Raw genomic sequence first — 26,696 nt, 5'->3', positions numbered from 1 at the left:
TTAATTAACGGCTGTCGTTGTTGATTCGCTCTGTACGACAGGTTTGAAACGGTTAGCAATAATGGTGGTAAGGCAGGTCATCGCCATTGTGGCAATCATTACGATGGCCATCTGGAGCGCATTGCTGGATAAGAACGGTGAGGCGAAAGCCGGAACATAGGCCACGCCTTTGACGTTAAAAAAGCCCAGCATCATGCCGCCCATTCCGGCCCAAAAAATGGCGGAGCCAAAAACAATTTTGTTGGCGAACATGAAGGGATAGGCGGATTCAACAAAGGTGCCAAAGCCCAGGTTAATGAGCAGGCCCGGCGTAGCAACGGCAGCTTCGCTTTTTTCACGCGGGGCGATCACATTGGCAAGGTTAATACCTGCGGCCACCATCACCAGACCGACCATATCGACCGCGCCGAGGAAGCTGACGCCGGATTTTTCCATCTCCAGCAGCACCAACGGCAGGATCACCGCGTGATAGACGCCGCCGAGAATGGCAGGCCAGATAACCAGACCAGCCAGCAGCCCGGCAAGAATTGGGCTGAATGCCAGCGTGCTTTCGATAGCCAGTTTGATGTAATTACCCGCAGATAGCGCCAGCGGACTCAGCAGATAGTGCATGATTAACCCAGCGGCAAGGCCCGATATCCCACCGGCGACGATGTTGACGGTAGTCATTGGGAAGCGCCAGTTCAGGCACAGCTCGAACAGCCAACGGACGAAAATCCCCGCCATTACACCGCCGATAATGCCGCCGATAAGACCGCCCTCTACGGAAAGCACGCCAGCGACGACCCCGGCCACAATTGAAACTTCATCCAGTTCGGAAATCTGTTTTGCCGCCAGTACCGCGACTAACACCGGCAGACCTTTTAGTAAGATTTCAAAGATATCGTTAAGTTTTTCCAGTCCTGGTATGTGGCTCAGGGCGAGTACAATCGCCATGGCGATAAAGCCTGGTAGCGCAGGGATCATGATGCTACGAATGTTAAAACGTTTGAGCAGGCTTTTTCCGGAACCGCTCTGCGAGGGCGAAGCGCTACCCAACTGTGGTTTGTACTTGATACCCCAATGTTTACACAGTGACGCCACGAAGGAGACGGCGCGGGTACGGCTGGTGGTGCCGGTTGTTCCGGAGGTCGCGACCACATTCGCCCCCTTTGCCGCCACCAGCGCCATGGAGGTTCCCCCGGTGCCGACAATCGGTGTTTTCATCTCAACGGCGGCGGCAAAAACGGCCTGGTTCGCCTTTACCGGATCGGCGCTCATTACCACGATCCCATCGATCTCACCGCAGCGGATCATCTCAGCGATTTGGCGATCGCTTTCTACTACCGAGGTGTTTACCTCCGAAAGTTTGCCCTGAAATATGCGCTGTGGTTTTTGTTGGTTTTCTGTGGTTAATGCATAAACCGATGCCGGGGTATCGGGTTTGGCGACGTCCATCGAGGCTTCTGCCGCGATAAACTGTACGGCGGCCACATTCACGCCCGCAGCCTCACACTGCTGATAAATCTCCTGGAGTAACTTCTCTGGCTCGGCGCCACCCAGGTTGTAGAGGTTGCCTCCACTGCTTCCAATAATCGCAATTTTTTTCATAGCGGCCTCAAATAGGGTAAGGGGGTTATCTGTGTTGTAGTGCAATCATAATTCCAACTAAAACAAAATAAAGCAACAATGAAAAAAGTGGGATTATACCAAAAGATATCAATTTTTAAATGTAACTCATTAAAATATAATGATTAATTTATGTTTTTGCTTTGTGTTTTTTTGTGTGGTTTTGTGACGAGGTTCAAAATGGGGAGTGCATAAATAGGGGAAAGTTGCCCATGTTGGTGGGACGAGTAGGGTGTTGCGGATTCCTGAGCAGTATTCCGCCGGCAGCGCCTGGCGCGGGAACCGCCGGATGACGTGCCTGCGTCGTCATCCGGCAGCGTATTGCCTGATAGCGCTCACCCGCTGTCGTGTCAGGGCGATTATTCAAATAAGTTCTGATGTAGCTTTTGCACCACTTTCTCGGCATCGTCTCCCGGCACGAGGAAGCACAGATTGTGGCTGGAGGCGCCGTAACAAATCATGCGAATGTTGAACGGTTCCAGGACGCCAAACACTTCTTTACCAACGCCGCAGGCTTTTGACAGGTTGTTGCCAATCAGCGCGACCAGCGCCAGTCCTTCTTCGACTTCTACCCGACACAGCGCGGAAAGCTCCATCAATAAGGATTGGGTCAGTAACGTATCGCCCGTGGAGGTGGAGCCGGTAGTATCCAGCGTCAGCGCGACGCTCACCTCCGAAGTGGTAATCAGATCTACCGAAATATTATGCCGCGCCAGAATGCCGAACACCTCAGCCAGGAAACCTCGCGAGTGCAGCATATTCAGGCTGTGCAGCGTCAATAGCGTTTGATTGCGGCGCAGCGCCAGCGCGCGGAACAGCGGCGGGTTTTGGGTTTTATTGCACACCAGCGTACCGCCCGCTTGCGGATCTTTACTGGAGCCAACGAAGACCGGGATATCGCTACGCACGGCCGGGAGTAAGGTGGCTGGATGCAGTACTTTTGCGCCGAAGGTTGCCATCTCCGCCGCTTCTTCAAAGTCGATTTCATCAATTCGCTGCGCGACGGGCACCACGCGCGGGTCGGTGGTGTAAATACCGGGCACATCTGTCCAGATATCAACCCGCGCGGCGTGGAGCGCTTCAGCCAGCAACGCTGCCGTATAGTCGCTGCCGCCGCGGCCTAACGTCGTGGTGCGGCCTTTGCTTTCACTGCCGATAAAGCCCTGAGTAATGACCAAAGTTTCGTTCAGGCGCGGGAGCAACTGCTGCGCGGCCAGTTCCGCAAGCGCTGCGACGTCCGGTTCCGCACGACCAAAGCGATCGCTGGTACGCATCACTTTGCGCACGTCGAACCAGTGGGCCTGTACGTCGCGTTCACGCAGGATCTCAACAAATAGCAGGGTAGACATCAGCTCGCCGTGGCTGACCAGTTCATCGGTCAGGGCTGCCGATGTCGCCAGCGATGCCGCCTCCGCCAGAATAGTGATGTTTTCCAGCAGGCGTTCAATCTCTTCGCGAATGACATTCGGATGACGCAGACGATCAAGGATATCGAACTGGATTTTACGGATGGCGTCGAGCGTAGCGAAACGTTCGCCAGGCTCCATCCCTTCGGCCAGCGCCACCAGCAGATTAGTGATGCCGGCAGACGCGGAAAGCACGACTAAACGAACATTGGCGTCGGAAAGTACGATATCCGCGCTACGGTTCATGGCGTCAAAATCAGCGACGCTGGTACCGCCAAATTTGGAAACAACGATCTCTGTCATATCAACCTCGTGTCAGGAAATGAAAAACGCGACCATGGCACAAGGGCAGAACAGAAACCGGTGCAGGCGCAAATGCAAGTAACGTATTTATAAATAAAAGTTGTGGCCTGGACTGTCAACGTTGGGATTATGCGGATTTTTTATGCTGAGTTTAGGCTCAGTAACAGCGCTTATAACCCCGATACCCGTTTGTAGTATGTTGGCTTATCTATGCGCCCGGCGACTCACCCACTTGCTGCCTTTCTGCACCTCGAATTATTTAGGGTATATACTTTTTATCCTCATTCGACAGTGCCTGGGGCAACGGCACTAAAACAATCACACTTTTCTGTGACTGGCGTTACAATCGATCCCAGTCACAATTCTCAAATCAGAAGAGTATTGCTAATGAAAAACATCAATCCAACGCAGACTTCTGCCTGGCAGGCGCTCCAGAAACACTACGATGAAATGAAAGACGTTACGATCGCTGAGCTTTTCGCGAACGATAGCGACCGTTTCGCTAAATTTTCCGCGACGTTTGACGATCTGATGCTGGTGGACTTCTCCAAAAACCGCATCACCGAAGAGACGCTGGCAAAATTACAGGATCTGGCGAAAGAGACCGATCTGGCCGGCGCGATTAAATCCATGTTCTCCGGCGAGAAGATCAACCGCACCGAAGACCGCGCCGTGCTGCACGTGGCGCTGCGTAACCGTAGCAATACGCCGATCATCGTGGACGGCAAAGATGTGATGCCGGAAGTGAACGCCGTGCTTGAGAAAATGAAAACTTTCTCGCAAGCGATTATCTCCGGTCAGTGGAAAGGCTACACCGGTAAGGCCATCACCGACGTGGTGAACATCGGTATCGGCGGTTCCGACCTCGGCCCGTTCATGGTGACGGAAGCGCTGCGTCCGTATAAAAATCATCTGACTATGCACTTCGTCTCTAACGTTGATGGTACCCACATCGCTGAAGTGCTGAAAAAAGTGAACCCGGAAACGACTCTGTTCCTGGTGGCGTCGAAAACCTTCACCACGCAGGAAACCATGACCAACGCCCACAGCGCGCGCGACTGGTTCCTGAAAAGTGCAGGCGATGAAAAACACGTGGCGAAACACTTTGCTGCGCTCTCCACTAACGCCAAAGCGGTCGGCGAATTTGGTATCGACACGGCCAATATGTTCGAGTTCTGGGACTGGGTCGGCGGTCGTTACTCGCTGTGGTCTGCCATCGGGCTGTCCATTATTCTGTCCGTCGGTTTCGACAACTTTGTCGAGCTGCTTTCCGGCGCGCACGCGATGGACAAGCATTTCTCCACCACTCCGGCGGAGAAAAACCTACCCATTCTGCTGGCGTTGATTGGCATCTGGTACAACAATTTCTTCGGCGCGGAAACCGAAGCCATTCTGCCGTACGACCAGTATATGCACCGTTTCGCCGCCTACTTCCAGCAGGGCAACATGGAATCCAACGGTAAATACGTTGACCGTAACGGCAACGCCGTGGATTACCAGACAGGCCCAATTATCTGGGGCGAACCAGGCACCAACGGTCAGCACGCGTTTTATCAATTGATTCACCAGGGTACTAAAATGGTGCCGTGTGATTTTATCGCCCCGGCTATCACCCATAACCCGCTATCCGATCATCATCAGAAGCTGCTGTCTAACTTCTTCGCGCAGACCGAAGCGCTGGCGTTTGGTAAATCCCGCGAGGTGGTTGAGCAGGAATATCGCGATCAGGGTAAAGATCCGGCGCAGCTTGAACACGTTGTGCCATTCAAAGTGTTTGAAGGCAACCGCCCGACCAACTCTATCCTGCTGCGCGAAATTACGCCATTCAGCCTGGGCGCGCTGATTGCGCTGTATGAGCATAAAATCTTTACGCAGGGCGCCATCCTGAACATCTTTACTTTCGACCAGTGGGGCGTTGAGTTGGGTAAACAGTTGGCTAACCGTATTCTGCCGGAGCTGGGCGATGATAAAGCTATTTCGTCCCATGATAGCTCTACCAACGGTCTGATTAACCGTTATAAAGCCTGGCGCGCCTGATGGCGCTGCGCTTATCCGGTCTACGTAATGCATAGCGTCTGTAGGCCGGATAAGGCGTTTCGCCGCCATCCGGCAAAAAGAGAATAAGATAATAAAAAAGCCGATATTCACATCGGCTTTTTTTATAAGATAATTCCGCTTGTCCGTCTTTATCCCCACAATTTTATATTGAGCTTAATCCTAAAATAAGCAATAACCAGAAAATCACTCTGCGTTACTTTCAGATTATACGGATGCCGATGTCTTTTATTTTAATTTTAACTTATTGATTTTATTTGTTTGTTAATTAAACAATGTAGGCGTTACTTCTTTAAAGTTTAATTATCCTAAAACCTCGCTGTTATTTCTCCCGGACATAATCCGCCTGCTTTGGTTGTGTATACTCGGTAGCGCCCGAAATTCTTTTGGGTAAATCTCCATTCATTCAATGAAGGGAAATTATGATGAAAAAAGTACTGTATGGCATTTTTGCCATAACCGCGCTTGCGGCGACATCTGTCTCGGCAGCCCCCGTTCAGGTGGGTGAAGCGGCAGGGTCGGCAGCGACGTCGGTATCGGCGGGAAGTTCCTCCGCCACCAGCGTTAGCACCGTAAGTTCGGCGGTGGGCGTCGCGTTAGCGGCAACCGGCGGCGGCGATGGTTCCAATACCGGAACCACGACCACCACGACCACCAGTACCCAGTAGTATCGGTACGTTTAACCATAACCACACTCCGGTGTGGTTATTTTGCCCCTCTGGAGAAGCGTCGTGAAGCGACTCGCACTTATCCTGATTTGCCTGCTATTACAGGCGTGTTCGGCCACCACTAAAGGCTTGGGCGATTCACTGTGGGACAGTTTGTTCGGTACGCCAGGCGTACAGCTAACGGATGACGATATTCAAAACATGCCTTATGCCAGCCAGTACATGCAGCTTAACGGCGGTCCTCAACTGTTTGTGGTGCTCGCTTTCTCGGAAAACGGGCAGCAGAAATGGGTGACGCAGGATGGCGCGACGATCGTGACACAGCATGGCCGTCTGGTCAAAACGCTGCTCAGCGGCGACAACCTGATCGATGTGAATAATCTGGCGGCCGACCCGCTGGCGAAACCAGGACAGATTATCGATGGCGCGACCTGGACTCGCACCCTGGGCTGGACCGAACATCGCCAGGTGCGTTACGCCACCGCCCGTTCCGTTTTTACATGGCGAGGGACCGATAGCGTTAGCGTCGGCAGTGAAGAGACCGCCGTGCGGGTGCTGGATGAAGAAGTGACGACCGATCAAACGCGTTGGCGTAATCGCTACTGGGTTGATAGCGAAGGCCAAATTCGCCAGACGGAACAGTATTTGGGCGCGAATTACTTTCCGGTGAAAACCACGCTGATTAAGGCGGCAAAATCATGATGAAAAGGACGATAAGCGCGCTGGCGCTGGCCTTTGTCGCGTCATCCGCCTTTGCCAGCGGCACTGTTACCGTTTTTACCCAAGGTAATAGCGAGCCTAAAACGCTGACAGACGCTGAGCGTCTGCTCGATTTAGTCGGACAGCCGCGCCTGGCAACGAGCTGGTGGCCTGCGGCGGTGATAGGCGAAGAACAGGCGACCGTGACGGCGCGTCAGCAGCAGCAGGAACTTCTCGGGCGACTGGCGGCGCTCAGCGCTGAGGAAGACGGCGATGCGGCGGCGGCGATAAACACACTGCGCCGACAGATTCAGGCGCTGAAGGTGACGGGCAGACAATTCGTGAATCTTGATCCTGACGTGGTGCGGGTGAGCGAACGAGGTAACCCGCCGCTGCAAGGTCACTACACGCTCTGGGTCGGGCCGCAACCCACGCAGGTGACGCTCTTTGGCTTGATTAGCCAGCCGGGCAGCCAGCCGTTCGTCCCTGGGCGGGACGTCGCCAGTTATCTTGAGGGTCAGCGCTTACTCAGCGGCGCGGATCGTAGCTATGCCTGGGTGGTTTACCCTGATGGACGCAGCCAAAAAGCGCCGGTGGCTTACTGGAATAAGCGTCATATCGAGCCGATGCCCGGCAGCATTATTTTTGTCGGTTTTGCCGATTCCCTTTGGCGCGGCACGCCGGAGGCGATGAATGCCGACATTCTTCATACCCTGACGCAGCGGATACCGGAATAATGAAAAAAACACATCTGCTCAGCGTGCTGGCGCTGGGTATTAGCGCGGCCTGCCATGCCGAAACATATCCAGCCCCTGTTGGGCCTTCACAATCTGACTTTGGCGGCGTGGGCCTGCTGCAAACGCCGACAGCGCGTATGGCGCGTGAAGGGGAGATGAGCCTGAACTATCGCGATAACGATCAGTACCGCTACTACTCGGCTTCGGTTCAGCTTTTCCCGTGGCTGGAAACCACGTTGCGCTATACCGATGTCCGTACGAAAAAGTACAGCAGCGTGGAATCATTCTCCGGTGACCAGACTTACAAAGATAAAGCGTTTGATGTGAAACTGCGGTTGTGGGAAGAGAGTTACTGGATGCCGCAGGTGGCGGTTGGCGCGCGCGATATCGGCGGGACGGGGCTGTTTGATGCGGAATATATTGTAGCGAGTAAGGCCTGGGGGCCGTTTGATTTTTCATTAGGTCTCGGCTGGGGCTATCTTGGCACCAGCGGCAATGTGTCTAATCCTTTTTGTTCGTATAGTGATAAATTCTGTTCGCGTGATAACAGTTATAAAGAGGCAGGTTCCGTCGACGGTAGCGATATGTTTCACGGCCCGGCCTCGCTGTTTGGCGGCGTGGAATACCAGACCCCGTGGCAACCGCTACGCCTGAAGCTGGAGTATGAAGGCAATAACTATCAGCAGGATTTTGCGGGTAAACTGGAGCAGAAGAGCAAGTTTAACGTCGGCGCCATTTACCGCGTCACCGATTGGGCCGACGTTAACCTCAGCTACGAGCGCGGCAACACCTTTATGTTTGGCGTTACGCTGCGCACCAATTTCAACGATTTACGTCCCGCGTATCATGACAATTCACGCCCGAAATACCGTCCACAGCCGCAGGATGCCATCCTGCAACATTCGGTAGTGGCTAATCAATTAACGTTATTGAAATATAATGCTGGTCTGGCGGACCCGAAAATCCAGGTCAAAGGCGATACGCTGTACGTTACCGGTGAACAGGTGAAGTACCGCGACTCCCGTGAAGGGATCGTGCGCGCTAACCGGATCGTCATGAACGATCTGCCGGAGGGGATCCGCACGATCCGCGTGACGGAAAACCGCCTTAATCTGCCGCAGGTCACCACTGAAACCGATGTCGCCAGCCTGAAACGCCATCTGGAAGGCGAACCGCTGGGACATGAAACCCCGCTGGTGCAAAAACGCGTAGAGCCGATCGTGCCAGAGAGTACTGAACAGGGCTGGTATATCGACAAGTCGCGCATTGATTTTCATCTTGATCCCGTGCTGAATCAGTCGGTAGGCGGCCCGGAAAACTTCTATATGTATCAGTTGGGCGTAATGGGAACTGCGGATCTGTGGGTCACGGATCATCTGCTCACCACGGGCAGCGTGTTTGCCAATATCGCCAACAACTACGACAAATTTAACTACACCAATCCGCCGAAGGATTCGCATCTGCCGCGGGTGCGTACGCATGTCCGTGAGTATGTGCAGAATGATGTTTATGTGAATAACCTACAGGCCAACTACTTCCAGTATTTTGGCAATGGTTTCTATGGGCAGGTCTACGGTGGTTATCTGGAGACCATGTTTGGCGGTGCCGGGGCGGAAGTCCTGTATCGCCCGATAGACAGCAATTGGGCGTTTGGTCTGGATGCCAACTACGTGAAACAGCGTGACTGGCGTAGCGCGCAGGATATGATGAAGTTTACCGATTACAGCGTGAAGACCGGACATTTGACCGCATACTGGACGCCGTCGTTCGCCCAGGATGTGCTGGTGAAAGCCAGCGTTGGTCAGTATCTGGCGGGCGATAAAGGCGGTACGCTGGAGATCGCCAAACGCTTCGATAGCGGCGTCGTTGTCGGCGGTTACGCGACGATTACCGATGCGTCGCCGGATGAATATGGGGAAGGGGATTTTACCAAAGGCGTATATGTTTCCGTGCCGCTGGATCTCTTCTCGTCCGGCCCAACCCGAACTCGTGCGGCAATTGGCTGGACGCCGCTGACGCGTGACGGTGGTCAACAGCTTGGGCGTAAGTTTGGCCTGTATGATATGACCAGTGACAGGAGCGTAAATTTCCGTTAATACTCAGGCCGGATAAGGCGTTCAAAGCGCTATCCGGCAAATTATCTTATTGAACAAAATATAAACATAAATAAAAAATATAGATGCTCGTCACATTTGTGCGTTATACAGAAACCTCGCCGCAGAGAAAGAGGGGGCTGTTATGATGCCATTATCGCGCTCACGTCTTGAGTTTATCGCCACGATTTTACAAAACGTACTAAATTTGGGGCTGCTTACCCTCGGTCTGATCCTGGTCGTTTTTCTCGGTAAAGAGACGGTGCATCTGGCGGATGCATTATTCGTGCCTGAGCAAGCCAGCAAATATGAACTGGTGGAAGGGCTGGTGATCTACTTTCTTTATTTCGAATTTATTGCGCTGATTGTGAAGTACTTTAAGTCTGGCCTTCACTTTCCGCTGCGCTATTTCGTGTACATTGGGATCACGGCGATTGTGCGCCTGATCATTGTCGATCATAAAACGCCAATGGATGTATTACTCTATTCGGCGGCGATCCTCCTGTTGGTTATCACGTTGTGGTTATGTAATTCGAACCGACTACGGCGAGAATAGGCGTCGCCACACCGTAACGGACGTACGGCGTGGCGATAAATCAGCTTATTGTATGGCGGCTTTCGGCGTTTTCTCTTCTGCTGGCGTCCATAACTTCTCAAGTTCTTCCAGCGTTTTGCCTTTGGTTTCCGGCACGAACTTCCACATAAACAGCGCCGCCAGAATACCCATACAACCGTAAATCCAGTAGGAGAAACCGTTGTGGAAATGGGAAACCAGCCACGAATTTTTGTCCATCATCGGGAAGGTCCAGGAGACGAAGTAGTTCGCCAGCCACTGCGCGGCGACGGCAATGGCGAGCGCTTTGCCACGAATCGCGTTCGGGAAGATTTCTGCCAGCAGCACCCAACAAACCGGTCCCCAGGACATGGCAAATGCGGCGACGTAAAACAGCATCGACAGCAGCGCTATCAGCCCGGAAGCCTGGGTGTAAAACGCGGTGCCAAGGCTGAACATCCCAAGAGCCATACCCAATGCGCCAATAATTTGCAGCGGTTTGCGACCAAATTTATCTACCGTCATGATGGCCAGCACGGTGAAGCTCAGGTTGATTACGCCGACAATAATGGTCTGCAAGAGCGCCACGTCGGTGCTGGCCCCTAACGTTTTAAACACTTCCGGCGCGTAGTAGAGCACGACGTTAATGCCGACAAACTGCTGGAAGACGGACAGCATCACGCCAATGACTATCACGCCCACGCCAAACATCAACAGGCGTCCGCCGGTTTTACGACCATGCTCCAGAGACTGGTTGATCTCCTGCATGGCCTGGGTAGTGAGGCTGCTACCCATAATTTTGCGCAGAATGCCCTCCGCCTGTTCGTGTTTGCCACGTGCCATCAGCCAGCGCGGGCTTTCCGGTACGGTATACAGCAGCAGTAAAAACAGCAGGGCGGGAATACTTTCGGAAGCAAACATATATCGCCAGCCATCGGTATTCAGCCAGTTAGCGTCACCAGAGCGGGCAATGAAATAGTTAACGCAATACACCAACAGTTGACCAAAAATAATGGCGAACTGGTTAAAGGAAACCAGTTTCCCACGAATATGCGCTGGAGCCAGTTCAGCAATATACATCGGTGAGAGCATTGAGGCTAAACCAACGCCAATACCACCAATGATGCGATAAATAACAAATTCGGGGACATATCCGGCCAAATAAACAGGTACGGCATTATCTGGGTTAATCGTGGTAAATCCTAATTCTGGCCATGCGGAGCCAATACCGGAAATAAAGAACAGCAGAGCGGCGATTTTCAGCGAGTCCCGACGACCAAAGCGGTTACTGCAATAACCGCCCAGCGCACCGCCGATGATGCAGCCAATCAACGCACTGGCGACGCAGAAGCCCAATAGCGAGTTGGCGGCGGATTCACTTAAATGTTGCGGAGCGACAAACACGGTATTTAAGGATTCTACCGTTCCGGATATGACGGCAGTGTCATAGCCGAATAATAACCCTCCTAATGTTGCGACTAAGGTAATGGAAAAAATATAGCGGGAATTATAGTGGGTGTTCATTCAGACCTGCCTTAGAGGATACAGCTCTTTTGATCAGTGTCGTGATGGTGAATTTAACAGGCAGGGAAGACAATTATCATTTTTTACATTGCAATTATGTTTTGTCTTTTCTGTGATCTTAATTCTGTTTAATTTGTCTGTTTTCAGGCGGTAAATATAATTGCAGTGATGGGGGCCACGAAAGGAAATAATCGTAACAGCAATGCAAAATAACATAAAAAAAGCGCTCCGAAGAGCGCCAAAATACGACCATAAGTGGGGATAACATAAGTTGAGGGCAGTGGCATTGCCCGTTGCCGGGCAGGTACTTCGATAAGACTTAACCTTTCACACCCCCTGCCGTCAGGCCGTTGACCAGCCAACGTTGCGCCAACAGGAACACCAGGGTGATAGGAATAGCGGAAAGGACGGCGGCGGCGGCAAAGTCGCCCCACAAATAGTTTTGCGGGTTGAGATATTGCTGCATACCCACGGCCAGCGTATAGCTGTCCACATCGCGCAGTAACAACGAGGCGACCGGAACTTCGGTAATCGCCGCGATGAACGACAGAATAAACACCACCGCCAGAATCGGTACGGAAAGCGGCAGCAGCACCAGGCGAAATGCCTGCCACGGGGTTGCGCCATCCAGCGCGGCGGCCTCTTCCAGCGAGCTGTCGATAGTTTCGAAGTAGCCTTTAATCGTCCAGACATGCAGCGCAATGCCGCCAAGATAGGCGAAGATCACGCCGCCATGCGTATTCAGACCGATAAATGGAATGTATTGTCCCAGGCGGTCAAATAACGCATACAGCGCCACCAGAGACAAAACCGCCGGAAACATCTGGAAAATCAGCATCCCCTTGAGCAGTGTTGCTTTACCTGGAAAACGCATTCGTGCGAAAGCGTAGGCGCAGGTGGTGGAGAGCGCCACGATGCCGATGGCGGTAATACCGGCGATTTTCACCGAGTTCCACAGCCACAGCAGGACCGGGAAGGGAGGCGGCGTTACCCGACCATCCGCATGTTCCACGCTGAAACCCAGCGCCAGCCGCCAGTGTTCCCAGGAGATTTTATCCGGGATCAGGCTTCCGGTGGCGAAGTTCCCCTCACGTAGCGAGATAGCGATGACCATCAGCAGCGGGAACATGATCGCCGCGATGAAAATCAGCAGCCCCAGGTGCGTGATGAAGAGACGTAATTTTTGAGATTTGGGTTGGACCATAGCCATTGTTATTATCTCCCTTAATCAAACTTCATACGCGTGGCTTTCAAGTTCACGATGGCCAGCGCGCCTACCAGCAGGAAGATCAGCGTGGCAATGGCCGCCGCCAGACCGAAGTCCTGACCGCCGCCGCCTTCAAAGGCGATACGGTAGGTGTAGCTGACGAGCAGATCGGTATAACCGGCAGGCGTGGTGGTGCCGAGGCGGTCTGGCCCGCCGTTGGTCAATAACTGAATCAGGACAAAGTTATTAAAGTTAAAGGCGAAGCTGGCGATCATCAGCGGCGTTAGCGGCTTAATCAGCAGCGGTAAGGTGATTTTAAAGAAATTCTGAAATGGACCGGCGCCGTCCATTGCGGAGGCTTCGTACAGGTCATCCGGAATCGCTTTCAGCAGTCCCATGCACAGGATCATCATGTAGGGATAGCCCAGCCAGGTATTCACGATAATCACCATTGCCCGCGCGGTGTTGGGGGCGCTGAACCAGGCAGGTTTAATGCCAAACAGCGCGCTCAGCATCATATTGATTTCGCCAAAGCTTTGGTTGAATAACCCTTTGAAAATCAAAATTGAAATAAACGACGGTACGGCGTAGGGCAGAATCAGCAGGACGCGGTAGATAGCTTTACCTTTCAGCGCTTCCCACTGTACGAGGCAGGCCAATACCATCCCAACCGCCACGGTTAACACCACAGTGAGGACCGAAAAGACCACGGTCCAGACGAAGATAGCGAAAAAAGGCTTCTGGATCCCTTCGTCGGTAAAGACGCGCGTAAAGTTTTTCGCGCCGATAGTAACGGTATAACCAGGACTGAGTTTTTCATCACCCCAGCTTCCGTCGGCGTTGATCGACTGATAATAACCGCTATCGTTGTTTGGCCGGTATTTTACGCCGCTCTGGTTATTGGTAAGCAGGCCATCATCAGCCAGTGTGTACAGCGGACGGGTACCGGAAAACTGACGTAGCGAGCTCATAATCACTTTACTTTCATCCGGCAGGACGGCGGTTATCTGGTTCAACGCCAGACGGTTCTGGGTGATTATTCGCAGATTGGCGCGTTCGCCGCCCGGCAGGGCATCAGTCTCTTTCAGCTGTAATTTTTGTTCGCCGCCGAAGGAAAATGCGTCAGACAGGTAATGTTTGCCCGTTTCTCCGTCGGTGAGGGCCAGTTGCCACTCGTTGCCGGCCGGGTAAAGACCGAAGTTATAGGTTTTTCCCGCCTGATAAGAACGGTCCATCAGCACTTGCTGGGCGCGTTCAAAGGTGAGCTGGTTGGTGCTGCTGTAGTTAGTAAAGGCGATGGCGATGGTGCACACCAGCGGGAATAGCACAAACAGCCCCATGCCGGCGAGGCCAGGGTAAACGTAGCGCCAGGCGTAGGTTTTACGATTTGCGAAAATATACAGGCCAGCAGAGCTTAAAATCAGCGTCATGATGGCGAACAGATACTCCCCTTGTACGTACATTAAAACTACAAGGTAACCCACCAGCAGGCCCAGAAGACCAATTACTGACCATTTAAGCTGGTCGCTTTGCCACCAGTGTTTCTTTTTAATGACATTCATGGGGGTTTTCCTCTACAGCGTTGAAACTTCCTGGCCGGAGATGTGCCTGATGGCGCTGCGCTTATCAGGCCTACGGTGTGTTGTAGGCCGGATAAGGCATTTATGCCGCCATCCGGCACAGGCTCGCGGCATTACTTAGTGATACGGCTTTGTGCATCTTTCAGCGCGGCATCCACGGTTTGACGGCCGCTGGCGGCGTTGATCACAGCCGTACGTACCGCATACCAGAAGGCGGACATCTGCGGAATATTAGGCATGATCTCGCCTTTCTGGGCGTTATCCATGGTGGCGGCGATACGGGGGTCTTTCGCTAACTGCTCCTGGAAAGATTTCAGCGCCACGGCGCCCAGCGGTTTATCTTTGTTCACCGCTTCCAGACCCTGATCGGTCAGCAGGTAGTTTTCGAGGAACTCTTTCGCCAGCTCTTTATTCGGGCTGGCAGCGTTAATCCCCGCGCTCAGCACGCCGACGAACGGTTTCGAGGGTTTGCCTTTGAAGGTCGGCAGCAGGGTGACACCGTAGTTGACTTTGCTCTTGTCGATGTTCGACCATGCCCACGGGCCGTTGATGGTCATTGCCGTTTCGCCTTTATTGAAGGCTGCTTCGGCGATGGAGTAATCGGTATCGGCGCTCATATTTTTGTTCTTGATCATATCGATCAGGAAAGTCAGACCCGCTTTCGCGCCGGCGTTGTCGACGCCAACGTCTTTCACGTCATACTTGCCGTTTTCAAATTTGAACGCGTAACCGCCGTCAGCGGCGATCAAAGGCCAGGTGAAATACGGCTCTTGCAGGTTGAACATTATCGCCGACTTCCCTTTCGCTTTTAGTTCTTTATCCAGCGCCGGGATCTCTTCCCAGGTTTTCGGCGGGTTCGGGACGAGGTCTTTGTTATAAATCAGGGAGAGGGCTTCAACGGCGATGGGGTAGGCGATCAGCTTGCCGTTATAACGTACCGCATCCCAGGTGAACGGATAGAGTTTGTCCTGAAACGCTTTATCCGGAGTGACCTCCGCCAGCAGACCAGACTGCGCGTAGCCGCCAAAACGGTCGTGCGCCCAGAAGATAATGTCAGGACCGTCGCCGGTGGCTGCCACCTGCGGGAATTTCTCTTCCAGCTTATCCGGGTGCTCAACGGTCACTTTAATGCCGGTGTCTTGCTCAAATTTTTTACCGACCTCGGCCAGACCGTTATAGCCCTTGTCGCCGTTGATCCAGATAACCAGTTTACCTTCTTCAATTTTGGCGAGAGCCGGGGCGGAAATCATCATCGTCGTAAGTGCGGATAATGCGAGGATGCCTACGCCAGTTTTAATCTTCATATCTCCCATCCTTTTTGGTGATGTACACAGAGGTGGTTTAACGGTCTCTAGTTTCTTTATACGACAACCTCTTTCCATCCTCCCCGCCCCTACGCCCCACCCCGGCTTTATGTGATCTGTGTTACATAAATGTGAGTAATGCGTGCTGGCGCACATAAAAACACGCCGATTTTTGCGGGCGGCATCACGAAATTCCTTTTCTGTCCGCGCCCGTGGTCTCAGGCGCTGTGTCCTCATCCTCCCGCCTCCTCCCCCATAAAAAAGCCGGGGGGTGGAGGATTTACCCCAGTCAGGGATCGCGCATAGTCAGGCCATCATGAATGTTGCTGTCAATGACAGGTTGTAACGAAGGGAGAAGGGCATGGCGAGCGTACAGCTACGAAATGTAACGAAAGCCTGGGGTGACGTGGTGGTATCGAAAGATATTAACCTCGATATCCATGACGGGGAGTTCGTGGTGTTTGTCGGACCGTCAGGCTGTGGTAAATCGACCTTGCTGCGTATGATCGCCGGGCTTGAAACCATTACCAGTGGCGACCTGTTTATCGGGGAAACCCGTATGAATGATATTCCGCCTGCCGAGCGCGGCGTGGGCATGGTATTCCAGTCTTATGCGCTCTATCCCCATCTCTCCGTTGCAGAAAACATGTCTTTCGGCCTCAAGCTGGCGGGCGCCAAAAAAGAGGTTATGAATCAACGCGTCAACCAGGTGGCGGAAGTGCTGCAACTGGCGCATCTGCTGGAACGTAAGCCAAAAGCGCTTTCCGGCGGTCAGCGTCAGCGCGTAGCGATTGGCCGCACGCTGGTAGCGGAGCCGCGTGTGTTTTTGCTGGATGAACCGCTCTCTAACCTGGATGCCGCACTACGCGTGCAGATGCGCATTGAAATTTCTCGCCTGCATAAACGTCTGGGCCGCACGATGATTTACGTCACCCACGATCAGGTCGAGGCGATGACGCTGGCCGACAAAATCGTGGTGCTGGACGCCGGTCGCGTCGCGCAGGTCGGTAAGCCGCTGGAGCTGTACCACTATCCGGCGGACCGCTTTGTCGCGGGCTTCATCGGCTCGCCGAAGATGAACTTCCTGCCGGTGAAAGTGACCGCCACCGCGATTGAACAAGTCCAGGTCGAACTGCCGAATCGCCAGCAAATCTGGCTGCCGGTCGAAAGTCGCGGCGTGCAGGTCGGCGCCAATATGTCTTTAGGCATTCGGCCGGAACACCTGCTGCCGAGCGATATCGCCGATGTCACCCTGGAAGGTGAAGTCCAGGTGGTCGAGCAGTTAGGGCACGAAACACAAATTCATATCCAGATCCCCGCCATCCGTCAAAACCTGGTTTATCGCCAGAATGACGTGGTGCTGGTAGAAGAGGGCGCCACATTCGCTATCGGCCTGCCGCCAGAGCGCTGTCATCTGTTCCGCGAGGATGGCAGCGCATGTCGTCGTCTGCATCAAGAGCCGGGTGTTTAAGGCCTCCATAAAAAAACGAAACGCAAAACCATTCGCAGTTTTAGAAGGTGGCAGCGTTTAAAGAAAAGCAATGATCTCAGGAGATAGAATGATGATTACTCTGCGCAAACTCCCTCTGGCGGTTGCTGTCGCAGCGGGCGTAATGTCCGCTCAGGCAATGGCTGTCGATTTCCACGGTTACGCCCGTTCCGGTATTGGCTGGACGGGAAGCGGCGGCGAACAACAATGTTTCCAGGTGACCGGTGCACAAAGTAAATACCGTCTCGGTAACGAATGTGAAACCTATGCGGAACTGAAACTGGGCCAGGAAGTGTGGAAAGAGGGCGATAAGAGCTTCTATTTCGACACCAACGTCGCCTATTCGGTTAACCAGCAGAACGACTGGGAATCGACCGATCCCGCCTTCCGCGAAGCGAACGTGCAGGGTAAAAACCTGATTGAATGGCTGCCGGGCTCTACCATCTGGGCCGGTAAGCGCTTCTATCAGCGTCATGACGTACACATGATCGACTTCTACTACTGGGATATTTCAGGTCCTGGCGCGGGTATCGAAAATATCGATCTGGGCTTCGGTAAGCTTTCACTGGCGGCGACCCGCTCTACTGAAGCGGGCGGCTCTTACACCTTCAGCAGCCAGAATATTTATGATGAAGTGAAAGATACCGCTAACGACGTCTTTGACGTACGTCTGGCTGGTCTGCAAACGAACCCGGACGGCGTACTGGAGCTGGGCGTTGATTACGGTCGCGCCAATACGACCGATGGTTATAAGCTGGCTGATGGGGCATCGAAAGACGGCTGGATGTTCACCGCCGAACACACGCAAAGCATGTTGAAAGGCTATAACAAGTTTGTCGTGCAATATGCCACCGATGCCATGACCACGCAGGGTAAAGGCCAGGCGCGTGGTTCCGACGGTTCTTCATCTTTCACTGAAGAATTGCCTGATGGAACCAAAATTAATTATGCCAATAAGGTCATCAATAATAATGGCGATATGTGGCGTATTTTGGATCATGGCGCCATCTCGCTTGGTGATAAATGGGATTTGATGTACGTCGGTATGTACCAGAATATCGATTGGGATAATAACCTGGGTACTGAGTGGTGGACCGTGGGCGTACGTCCAATGTACAAGTGGACGCCAATCATGAGTACCCTGCTGGAAGTCGGCTACGACAACGTGAAATCTCAGCAGACCGGCGATCGTAACAATCAATATAAAATCACCCTGGCGCAACAGTGGCAGGCGGGCGACAGCATCTGGTCGCGTCCGGCTATCCGTATTTTCGCCACCTACGCGAAATGGGATGAGAAATGGGGCTATATCAAAGACGGCGATAACATTTCCCGTTATGCCGCAGCGACTAACTCCGGCATTTCCACCAATAGCCGTGGCGATAGCGATGAGTGGACCTTCGGCGCCCAGATGGAAATCTGGTGGTAATACGATGGTCGTCTGACGTAACGAGGGGCGCAAGCCCCTCTGAAACATCAGGTCTGATGATGCTTGTAAGCCGAATAAGGCGCCAGCCGCCATTCGGCGATATGTTTGGGTTGGCGCGCTATTGCCTGGCTACCGCTGAACCCGCCTTATTGAGGTGAGAATAATGAAAATGAAGAAAAGTCTCGTTGCCCTCTGTTTAACCGCAGGGCTGTTCGCCAGCGTGCCGGGTATCAGCCTGGCGGAAGTGAACTATGTACCGCAAAATACCAGCGCCGCGCCTGCTATTCCTGCTGCTGCGCTACAGCAATTAACCTGGACGCCTGTAGATCAGTCAAAAACGCAGTCTACCCAACTGGCGACTGGCGGCCAGCGCCTTGACGTCGCCGGCATTACCGGCCCGGTCGCCGCTTATAGTGTTCCGGCGAATATCGGCGAGCTGACATTAACTCTGACCAGCGAGGTCAATAAGCAAGCCAGCGTTTTTGCGCCAAACGTGTTGATTCTTGACCAAAATATGACGCCTTCGGCGTTCTTCCCCAGCAGTTACTTTACTTATCAGCAGCCGGGCGTCATGAGCGCAGACCGGCTGGAAGGCGTGATGCGCCTGACGCCTGCGTTGGGGCAGCAGAAACTCTATGTTCTGGTGTTTACGACCGAAAAAGATCTTCAGCAAACCACTACGCTGCTCGATCCGGCAAAAGCCTACGCCAAAGGCGTCGGTAACTCTATCCCGGATATTCCCGATCCAGTTGCTCGCCATACCACTGACGGCGTGGTGAAACTGAAGGTGAAAACCAACAGCAGCTCCAGCGTATTGGTCGGGCCGTTGTTTGGCTCGTCCGGTGCCGGGCCGGTAACGGTAGGCAATACCGCCGCGCCGGTCGCTGCGCCAGCGCCAGTCGCGCCGAAGAAAAGCGAACCGATGTTGAACGATACGGAAAGCTACTTTAATAAAGCGATTAAGGATGCCGTAGCGAAAGGTGACGTCGATAAAGCGCTGAAACTGCTTGATGAGGCCGAACGTCTGGGATCGACATCTGCCCGTTCCACCTTTATCAGCAGTGTAAAAGGCAAGGGGTAATTGTTTCCCCACAGTGCTGATTTTGCAGCAACTGGTGCGTCTCCTGGCGCACCTTTTTTTATCATTTCATGCGAATTGTTATTTTTTTGTTGCGCAACAGATCACTTAATTGTGATTGCGCCCCCCGTAATGTCTTTTCTGAGATACAATGACTTTAGGTTATGAATCGGAGAGTAAGGCATGTCACACCCTGCGTTAACGCAACTGCGTGCGCTGCGCTATTTTGATGCGATTCCTGCGCTTGAACCCCATTTGCTGGACTGGCTGTTGCTGGAAGATTCTATGACTAAACGTTTTGAGCAACTGGGAAAGCGGGTAAGCGTGACGCTGATTCGGGAAGCGTTTGTCGGCCAAAGTGAGGTCGAGGAAGCATCAGGTTTACTGCCATCCGAATCCCGCTACTGGTTACGTGAGATACTGCTTTGCGCTGACGGCGAGCCCTGGCTTGCCGGACGTACCGTGGTACCGGAATCCACGCTGTGCGGACCTGAACAGGTCTTACAACATCTGGGTAAAACCCCGCTTGGACGTTATCTATTTACATCATCGACACTGACCCGCGATTTTATTGAAATTGGACGCGATGCAACGCTATGGGGGCGCCGCTCTCGACTGCGGTTGAGCGGAAAACCGCTGTTGCTTACCGAGCTTTTTTTACCTGCATCGCCGCTGTACTGAGAGGAAGATAAAGATGGAGTGGAGTCTGACGCAGAGTAAGCTGCTGGCGTTTCACCGTTTGATGCGTACAGATAAGCCTATTGGCGCGTTGCTGCTGCTCTGGCCGACGCTTTGGGCGCTATGGGTGGCGACACCGGGTATGCCTCAGCTGTGGATTTTGGCGGTTTTTGTCGCTGGCGTGTGGTTAATGCGCGCGGCGGGCTGCGTGGTAAATGATTATGCCGATCGTAAATTTGACGGACATGTAAAACGTACGGTCAACCGGCCTTTACCCAGCGGCGCCGTGACAGAGAAAGAAGCGCGCAACCTGTTTGTGGTACTGGTGCTGCTGGCGTTTCTGTTGGTGCTGACGCTGAACGCGATGACGATTCTGCTTTCCGTGGCGGCGTTGGCGTTGGCCTGGGTTTATCCCTTTATGAAACGCTACACCCACCTGCCGCAGGTCGTGCTGGGGGCCGCTTTCGGCTGGTCAATCCCCATGGCGTTCGCCGCGGTGAGCGAATCCCTGCCGTTGAGCTGCTGGCTGATGTTCCTCGCCAATATTCTCTGGGCGGTGGCTTACGATACGCAATATGCGATGGTCGACAGAGATGATGATATCAAGATAGGCATTAAATCGACGGCGATCCTGTTTGGTCGTTATGACACATTGATTATCGGGATTCTGCAGCTTGGCGTCATGGCGTTAATGGCGCTGATCGGCTGGTTGAATGGTCTGGGATGGGGATATTACTGGGCTGTGCTGGTGGCGGGCGCGCTGTTTGTCTACCAGCAAAAACTGATTGCGAACCGTGAACGTGAAGCCTGCTTTAAAGCCTTTATGAACAATAACTACGTTGGCCTGGTGCTATTTTTAGGGCTGGCGATGAGTTACTGGCACTTCTGATGTCATGCCGGGCGGACCCGGCCTACAAAGCCAAAATTTTCAATACGTCATATCAGTTGCCCGATAAGCTTACGCCATCGGGCATTTCAGGCACTGGCTTACTCGCCCTGCGTCGCGCTTTCAATCGTCAGACGGACATCAGAGGTAATCAGATCGGCAAGCATCTGATATATCTTCATCGTTTCTGCCGGTTCGGCATCGCCCGTATCACTGATATAACCCTCATCCCGTAGCGTCAACACGAGTGAACTGAACACCGCTTTGTCGAAAAACTCCGGCGCGTTAATACCGTGCAGGACAGACAGACGTTGCGCCACGGTACGGCTTTCTTTCTCCAGCGTACTGCGGTTGATGGACGGATTGGCGCTCAACAGCCAGAACGTAATGGCATAACGCTGTAGCGTTTCACGCGCGCCTGCCGCCAGCAGCTGCAGCGTACGGGAATGCGCCGGGTTGATATGCAGTTCATCATCCTGCAGGGTGATTAGCCCCTGACGCTGCATTTCACTGGCCAGAGCGTCAATGACCGAGGCTAACTCCTCGCGCTCCCAGCGCAGGAACAGCTCCGCTTTTAACATCGGATAGAGCGCTTCAACATGCTGCTGCAACGCATCACGCGAAATGCGACGATGCTGGGTGATAATCGCCGCCATCAGCGAAGGCATAATCAACATATGCGCGATATTGTTACGATAGTAGGTCATCAACACCGCCTGCTCGCGCGGCAGAATGATGATATCGCCAATGGTGTCTTTCTCGACCTCAAACTTATTCATCTGCAGCGCGTGAGCGATGAGCTCGCCAGCGCTGGCGGCAGGAACGGTTGAGTCTGTGGAATAAGGGACATTGCGCATCAGATCGAGATAGCAATCAAGCTGCTCGGTGAGCTGCTCGCGGGTGAGCGAGCGCTGACGCGACGCTAACAGCGCGGTACAACACAGGTTCATCGCGTTTGCCGCGCCAGCGTTGTTAATACGCACCATCAGATCGGCGGCGATACTATTTACCGTCGGCGTCAGCCAGGCTGGGCGTATGGCCTCTATAGGGTCTATAGATTCGCGCCACTCCGGCACATGCTGGTTCAGGTACGTCATGAGCGGCATCGGTTCGCCAAAGTTAACGTAGCCCTGACCCAGATTGCGCAGCTTGCTCAAGCCTTTCAGCATCTGCGGCAGGCTCTCTTTCTCTTTTGTCGCGCCGCGCAGTTCTTTCGCATAGGTGCCCACTTCCATGACGTGCTCATAGCCGATGTAAATAGGCACTAACGTAATTGGACGGGTACCGCCGCGCAGCATCGCCTGGATAGTCATCGACAGGGTGCCGGTTTTCGGATCTAACAAACGTCCGGTACGCGAACGTCCTCCTTCGACAAAATACTCAACCGAGTAGCCGCGGCTGAACAGCTCGCCCAGGTATTCGCGAAAGACGGTGGAATAGAGTTTATTCCCCTTAAAGGTGCGACGAATAAAGAACGCGCCCAGACGACGGAAAATTGGGCCAGCGGGCCAGAAATTAAGGTTAATACCGGCGGCAATGTGCGGCGGAACCAGTCCCTGATGGTACAGCACATAAGAAAGGAGCAAATAGTCCATATGGCTGCGGTGACAGGGTACATAGACGATTTCATGCCCGTCGTGCGCCAGTTGGCGTACGCGCTCGGCGTTATGCACGTTAATCCCCTGGTACAGTCGGTTCCAGGTAAACCCCAAAATCCTGTCGGTCAAACGAATCATCTCGTAAGAGAAGTTCGCCGCGATCTCTTCCATCAGCGCAATGGCGTTTTGCTGCGCTTTTTCATGAGAGATTTTCTTACTGCGCGCTTCGTCTTCTACCGCGCGAGCGATCGCTTTCGAGGCCAGCAGTTTGTTAAACAGATCCTGACGAGCGGGCAGGCGTGGGCCAACCGCCGCCAGGCGCTGGCGAGCAAAGTGCATACGCGCCACGCGAGCCAGCTTCTGCGCGATGATTTTATCGGTGCCGTGTTCATCAGCCATACGACGCAATGAGACGGACGGCGAGAATCGGACAAAGCTATCGCGACCCAGCCAGGAGATGGCAAAGAATTTCTGTACGCCGTTCAGCATACGTAAAGGCGGGTTATCTTCTCCCTTTTCACGACCCGGCGCGCGGCCAAACATCACGGAAACGGGCACCATCTGCACGTCCAAAGCCGGATTACTCCGATGCAGATCGAGATAATCGTGAAAAAGTTTCACCGACTCTTCTTTTGGCGTGTAATAGGTAAAGACACGCGGTCCGCCGTGAATAAATACATAGCGTGGCAACAGCGCGCCGTCGATCTCCAGCGGCTCCAGCGGATCCGGGAGATCGTGCGCCAGACATTGAGCCCGCAGCGTCAGTAAGTCCGCTTTTGAGTTGTATGGCAAGACATACATAATGGGGCGAGAAGTATCGAGCCCCAATTCCTGGGCGGGTTCCGCCGGAATAGACTTGCTTTTTACCAGTATGCTTAATGGTAAATTCAGTAATTTGTAGTAAATTCGTGGCCAGCCGGACATAAACGATGTAAAGCCTCTGGTTAATAATGCAAATGCGGTGCAAGGATATCAGAAAGTTTAGCGAATTTCTGTTGTATCCCGTCATACTTCGCGCTGCGTTACGGCAGTTCGAATCGTGCAGGGCAACCGTATAATGTCATTGACGTTAATAATGTAAAAAGGTTCTTTTGATGGCCAATAATACCACTGGATTCACCAGAATTATCAAAGCGGCAGGATATTCCTGGAAAGGATTTCGCGCCGCATGGACTCACGAAGCGGCGTTTCGCCAGGAAAGTATCGCGGTATTGCTGGGCGTCATCATCGCCTGCTGGCTGGATGTGGATGCGATTACCCGTGTGTTATTGATAGGTTCCGTTTTACTTATCATGATTGTTGAAATCCTCAACAGCGCTATTGAAGCGGTCGTGGACCGCATCGGTTCTGAATACCATGAGCTTTCCGGCCGTGCGAAAGATATGGGATCGGCTGCGGTGCTACTGTCTATTTTCGTTGCCCTGATGACCTGGGGCATCCTGTTATGGTCACATTTTCGATAAAGGTTCCAAATTTTATAAATCTCTTGTTTTTTGCGCCGTTTGTGGTTCCAAAATCACCTTTAACTGTATATACTCACAGCATAACTGTATATACACCCAGGGGGCGGAATGAAAGCGTTAACGGCCAGGCAACAAGAGGTGTTTGATCTCATCCGGGATCACATCAGCCAGACAGGTATGCCACCGACGCGTGCGGAAATCGCGCAGCGTTTGGGGTTCCGTTCCCCAAACGCTGCGGAAGAACACCTTAAAGCGCTGGCGCGCAAAGGGGTGCTTGAAATCGTTTCCGGCGCATCGCGAGGTATCCGTCTGTTACAGGAAGAAGAGGACGGATTACCGCTTGTCGGGCGTGTCGCGGCGGGTGAACCGCTTCTTGCGCAGCAGCATATTGAAGGCCATTACCAGGTCGATCCTTCACTGTTCAAACCCAGCGCCGATTTCCTGCTGCGCGTGAGCGGTATGTCGATGAAAGACATCGGTATTATGGATGGGGATTTGCTGGCGGTACATAAAACGCAGGACGTCCGTAATGGCCAGGTGGTTGTCGCTCGCATTGACGATGAAGTGACAGTAAAACGCCTGAAAAAGCAGGGCAATAAAGTGGAGTTGCTGCCGGAAAACAGTGAGTTTACACCGATAGTGGTGGATCTGCGCGAACAAAGCTTTACGATTGAAGGGCTGGCGGTAGGCGTCATTCGCAACGGGGAATGGTTGTAATCTCTTTTTAATCTCCTTGTAAGCCGTCATCCGGCAATCGTGCAGCCTGATGGCGCTGCGCTATCAGGCCTACGGGAATGCAGTTCCTGAGATGATTAATTTGTAGGCCGGATAAGGCGTTACGTCGCCATCCGGCAATGCGCTCGTTTCGTTTAACTCCTTGTCAGGCTTTTCTCCATGCCGCTTTTTACCTCCTCTGATAAAGCTCTCTGGCGTCTCGCGCTGCCGATGATTTTTTCTAACATCACCGTCCCCTTACTGGGGCTGGTTGATACGGCGGTGATTGGTCATCTGGACAGCCCGGTTTTCCTGGGCGGCGTGGCGGTGGGCGCGACTGCCACCAGCTTTCTTTTCATGCTGCTGCTATTTCTACGTATGAGCACCACCGGACTAACGGCGCAGGCATTTGGCGCCAAAAATCCGCAGGCGTTAGCCCGGGCGCTCATTCAACCGTTATTGCTGGCACTGGGCGCTGGCGTGATGATTGTGCTATTTCGCACGCCGCTTATCGAGCTGGCTTTACATATTGTCGGCGGGAACGACGCTGTCCTGGTGCAGGCGAGACGCTTCCTTGAAATTCGTTGGCTAAGCGCTCCCGCGTCACTGGCGAATCTGGTGCTGCTCGGGTGGCTGTTAGGCGTTCAGTATGCGCGGGCGCCGGTTATCTTGTTGGTCGTGGGCAATATCCTCAACATCGCGCTCGACCTGTGGCTGGTGATGGGACTTCATATGAACGTGCAGGGCGCCGCCCTGGCGACGGTCATCGCAGAATATGCCACATTACTGATCGGCTTTATGATGGTACGTAAAGTTCTCCATCTCCGCGGTGTGTCGCTGGATATGCTAAAACAGGCCTGGCGCGGCAACGTGCGCCGCCTTTTAGCGCTCAATCGCGATATCATGCTGCGCTCATTGCTCCTTCAGCTTTGTTTTGGCGCAATCACGGTGTCAGGCGCGCGGCTGGGCAGCGATATTATCGCGGTAAATGCAGTCCTGATGACCTTACTCACCTTTACGGCCTATGCGCTGGACGGTTTTGCTTATGCGGTGGAGGCGCACTCCGGTCAGGCTTACGGCGCGCGTGACGGTAGCAAGCTACTGGACGTCTGGCGAGCGGCGTGTCGTCAGTCAGGAATTGTGGCCTTGTTGTTTTCCACAGTCTATGCCCTGGCAGGCGAACATATTGTCGCGTTACTGACCTCATTGCCGCAAATACAGCTACTGGCGGATCGGTATCTTATCTGGCAGGTGGTATTACCGCTGGTGGGCGTATGGTGCTATCTGCTCGACGGTATGTTTATTGGCGCGACGCGCGCTGCCGAAATGCGCAATAGCATGGCTGTCGCCGCGGGAGGATTCGCGCTGACGCTCTTCGCTCTGCCGGTATTAGGAAATCATGGTTTATGGCTGGCATTAACCGTGTTCCTGGCGCTTCGCGGTCTGTCGTTGAGCCTTATCTGGCGTCGTCACTGGCGCGAGGGTACATGGTTTGCCAGATCGTGACGGTTAAAAATTCTGAATATAAAACCGAAGGCCGAATTCCTGCCTACAATTATTATCACGTCCAGCAGAAATTGCAGTGCATTTGGGCGAATAACACCTGCTATTCCTAACCGAATGA

22 protein-coding genes and 1 pseudogene are annotated in these 26,696 nt (G+C 53.3%); 16 read left to right on the top strand and 7 right to left on the bottom strand.

What is annotated here, in order from left to right:
- Positions 1–1,590, bottom strand: a complete 1,590-nt coding sequence (locus LDB27_RS20590) for a PTS sugar transporter (protein WP_000716847.1) — start codon at positions 1,588–1,590, stop codon at positions 1–3.
- A 377-nt stretch (positions 1,591–1,967) separates the two neighbouring features.
- Positions 1,968–3,317 (bottom strand): lysine-sensitive aspartokinase 3, encoded by a 1,350-nt coding sequence (lysC, locus tag LDB27_RS20585; RefSeq protein WP_000136392.1) that lies wholly within the window; start codon positions 3,315–3,317, stop codon positions 1,968–1,970.
- A gap of 387 nt (positions 3,318–3,704) precedes the next feature.
- Here lysC and pgi point away from each other — a divergent pair, with 387 nt between their 5' ends.
- From pgi to psiE, 6 genes are all read left to right on the top strand, one after another.
- Positions 3,705–5,354, top strand: a complete 1,650-nt coding sequence (gene pgi, locus LDB27_RS20580) for a glucose-6-phosphate isomerase (RefSeq protein ID WP_000790032.1) — start codon at positions 3,705–3,707, stop codon at positions 5,352–5,354.
- A 443-nt stretch (positions 5,355–5,797) separates the two neighbouring features.
- Positions 5,798–6,040: an exopolysaccharide production protein YjbE gene (yjbE, locus tag LDB27_RS20575; protein ID WP_001541297.1), complete on the top strand. Its 243-nt coding sequence runs from the start codon at positions 5,798–5,800 to the stop codon at positions 6,038–6,040.
- A gap of 63 nt (positions 6,041–6,103) precedes the next feature.
- A complete protein-coding gene (locus LDB27_RS20570; protein WP_000824809.1) occupies positions 6,104–6,742 on the top strand; it encodes a YjbF family lipoprotein in 639 nt (212 codons plus the stop codon).
- Positions 6,739–7,476: a capsule biosynthesis GfcC family protein gene (locus LDB27_RS20565; RefSeq protein WP_000977973.1), complete on the top strand. Its 738-nt coding sequence runs from the start codon at positions 6,739–6,741 to the stop codon at positions 7,474–7,476. The genes LDB27_RS20570 and LDB27_RS20565 overlap by 4 nt, the downstream gene beginning before the upstream one ends.
- On the top strand, positions 7,476–9,572 hold the full coding sequence (locus LDB27_RS20560; protein ID WP_000750798.1) for a YjbH domain-containing protein: 2,097 nt from the start codon (positions 7,476–7,478) through the stop codon (positions 9,570–9,572). Before LDB27_RS20565 ends, LDB27_RS20560 begins: the two co-directional genes overlap by 1 nt.
- A gap of 142 nt (positions 9,573–9,714) precedes the next feature.
- Positions 9,715–10,125 carry a phosphate-starvation-inducible protein PsiE gene (gene psiE, locus LDB27_RS20555; protein ID WP_000982752.1) on the top strand — a complete coding sequence of 137 codons (411 nt, stop codon included), beginning with the start codon at positions 9,715–9,717 and terminating at the stop codon, positions 10,123–10,125.
- A gap of 45 nt (positions 10,126–10,170) precedes the next feature.
- Here psiE and xylE read toward each other — a convergent pair whose 3' ends face one another.
- From xylE to malF, 3 genes are all read right to left on the bottom strand, one after another.
- Positions 10,171–11,646: a D-xylose transporter XylE gene (xylE, locus tag LDB27_RS20550; protein ID WP_001091898.1), complete on the bottom strand. Its 1,476-nt coding sequence runs from the start codon at positions 11,644–11,646 to the stop codon at positions 10,171–10,173.
- Positions 11,647–11,965: 319 nt separating this feature from the next.
- A complete protein-coding gene (gene malG / locus LDB27_RS20545) occupies positions 11,966–12,856 on the bottom strand; it encodes a maltose ABC transporter permease MalG (protein WP_001252081.1) in 891 nt (296 codons plus the stop codon).
- Between the two features lie 14 nt (positions 12,857–12,870).
- Entirely contained in the window at positions 12,871–14,415 is a 1,545-nt protein-coding gene (gene malF / locus LDB27_RS20540; protein WP_001100758.1) for a maltose ABC transporter permease MalF, read from the bottom strand.
- Positions 14,416–14,457: 42 nt separating this feature from the next.
- Between malF and LDB27_RS24005 the strand changes: the two are divergent.
- Positions 14,458–14,598: pseudogene (locus tag LDB27_RS24005) on the top strand (hypothetical protein); the annotation flags it as partial.
- Here the strand turns inward: LDB27_RS24005 and malE are convergent.
- Positions 14,547–15,737, bottom strand: coding sequence for a maltose/maltodextrin ABC transporter substrate-binding protein MalE (malE, locus tag LDB27_RS20535; RefSeq protein ID WP_000695415.1), 1,191 nt, complete (start codon positions 15,735–15,737; stop codon positions 14,547–14,549). The pseudogene LDB27_RS24005 and the gene malE sit on opposite strands and share 52 nt — an antisense overlap.
- Positions 15,738–16,098: 361 nt before the next feature.
- Between malE and malK the strand changes: the two genes are divergently transcribed.
- From malK to ubiA, 5 genes are all read left to right on the top strand, one after another.
- Positions 16,099–17,208, top strand: a complete 1,110-nt coding sequence (malK, locus tag LDB27_RS20530; RefSeq protein ID WP_000179176.1) for a maltose/maltodextrin ABC transporter ATP-binding protein MalK — start codon at positions 16,099–16,101, stop codon at positions 17,206–17,208.
- Between the two features lie 88 nt (positions 17,209–17,296).
- Complete coding sequence (locus tag LDB27_RS20525; RefSeq protein WP_000973678.1) at positions 17,297–18,655, top strand: maltoporin; 1,359 nt, start codon at positions 17,297–17,299, stop codon at positions 18,653–18,655.
- A 163-nt stretch (positions 18,656–18,818) separates the two neighbouring features.
- Positions 18,819–19,736: a maltose operon protein MalM gene (gene malM, locus LDB27_RS20520; protein WP_000782494.1), complete on the top strand. Its 918-nt coding sequence runs from the start codon at positions 18,819–18,821 to the stop codon at positions 19,734–19,736.
- A 180-nt stretch (positions 19,737–19,916) separates the two neighbouring features.
- Positions 19,917–20,414, top strand: coding sequence for a chorismate lyase (gene ubiC / locus LDB27_RS20515; RefSeq protein ID WP_000019217.1), 498 nt, complete (start codon positions 19,917–19,919; stop codon positions 20,412–20,414).
- A 13-nt stretch (positions 20,415–20,427) separates the two neighbouring features.
- Complete coding sequence (gene ubiA, locus LDB27_RS20510; RefSeq protein WP_000455249.1) at positions 20,428–21,300, top strand: 4-hydroxybenzoate octaprenyltransferase; 873 nt, start codon at positions 20,428–20,430, stop codon at positions 21,298–21,300.
- Positions 21,301–21,398: 98 nt separating this feature from the next.
- Here the strand turns inward: ubiA and plsB are convergent, their stop codons facing one another.
- Positions 21,399–23,819, bottom strand: coding sequence for a glycerol-3-phosphate 1-O-acyltransferase PlsB (gene plsB / locus LDB27_RS20505; protein WP_000017357.1), 2,421 nt, complete (start codon positions 23,817–23,819; stop codon positions 21,399–21,401).
- A 170-nt stretch (positions 23,820–23,989) separates the two neighbouring features.
- Here plsB and LDB27_RS20500 point away from each other — a divergent pair, with 170 nt between their 5' ends.
- The 4 genes from LDB27_RS20500 to LDB27_RS20485 all read left to right on the top strand — a co-directional run bounded on the left by LDB27_RS20500 (position 23,990) and on the right by LDB27_RS20485 (position 26,688).
- Positions 23,990–24,358: a diacylglycerol kinase gene (locus LDB27_RS20500; RefSeq protein ID WP_000002900.1), complete on the top strand. Its 369-nt coding sequence runs from the start codon at positions 23,990–23,992 to the stop codon at positions 24,356–24,358.
- Between the two features lie 108 nt (positions 24,359–24,466).
- A complete protein-coding gene (gene lexA, locus LDB27_RS20495; RefSeq protein WP_000646079.1) occupies positions 24,467–25,075 on the top strand; it encodes a transcriptional repressor LexA in 609 nt (202 codons plus the stop codon).
- 177 nt (positions 25,076–25,252) lie between these two features.
- On the top strand, positions 25,253–26,578 hold the full coding sequence (gene dinF, locus LDB27_RS20490; RefSeq protein ID WP_001128112.1) for an MATE family efflux transporter DinF: 1,326 nt from the start codon (positions 25,253–25,255) through the stop codon (positions 26,576–26,578).
- A complete protein-coding gene (locus LDB27_RS20485; protein WP_001575282.1) occupies positions 26,575–26,688 on the top strand; it encodes a hypothetical protein in 114 nt (37 codons plus the stop codon). The genes dinF and LDB27_RS20485 overlap by 4 nt, the downstream gene beginning before the upstream one ends.
- Positions 26,689–26,696: the final 8 nt, after the last annotated feature.

The organism is Salmonella sp. JXY0409-18, assembly GCF_020268625.1.
In the GTDB taxonomy this organism is placed as follows: domain Bacteria; phylum Pseudomonadota; class Gammaproteobacteria; order Enterobacterales; family Enterobacteriaceae; genus Salmonella; species Salmonella enterica.
The sequence above is the reverse complement of the archived record's forward strand: the minus strand, read 5'-3'. Positions and strand labels throughout refer to the sequence as shown.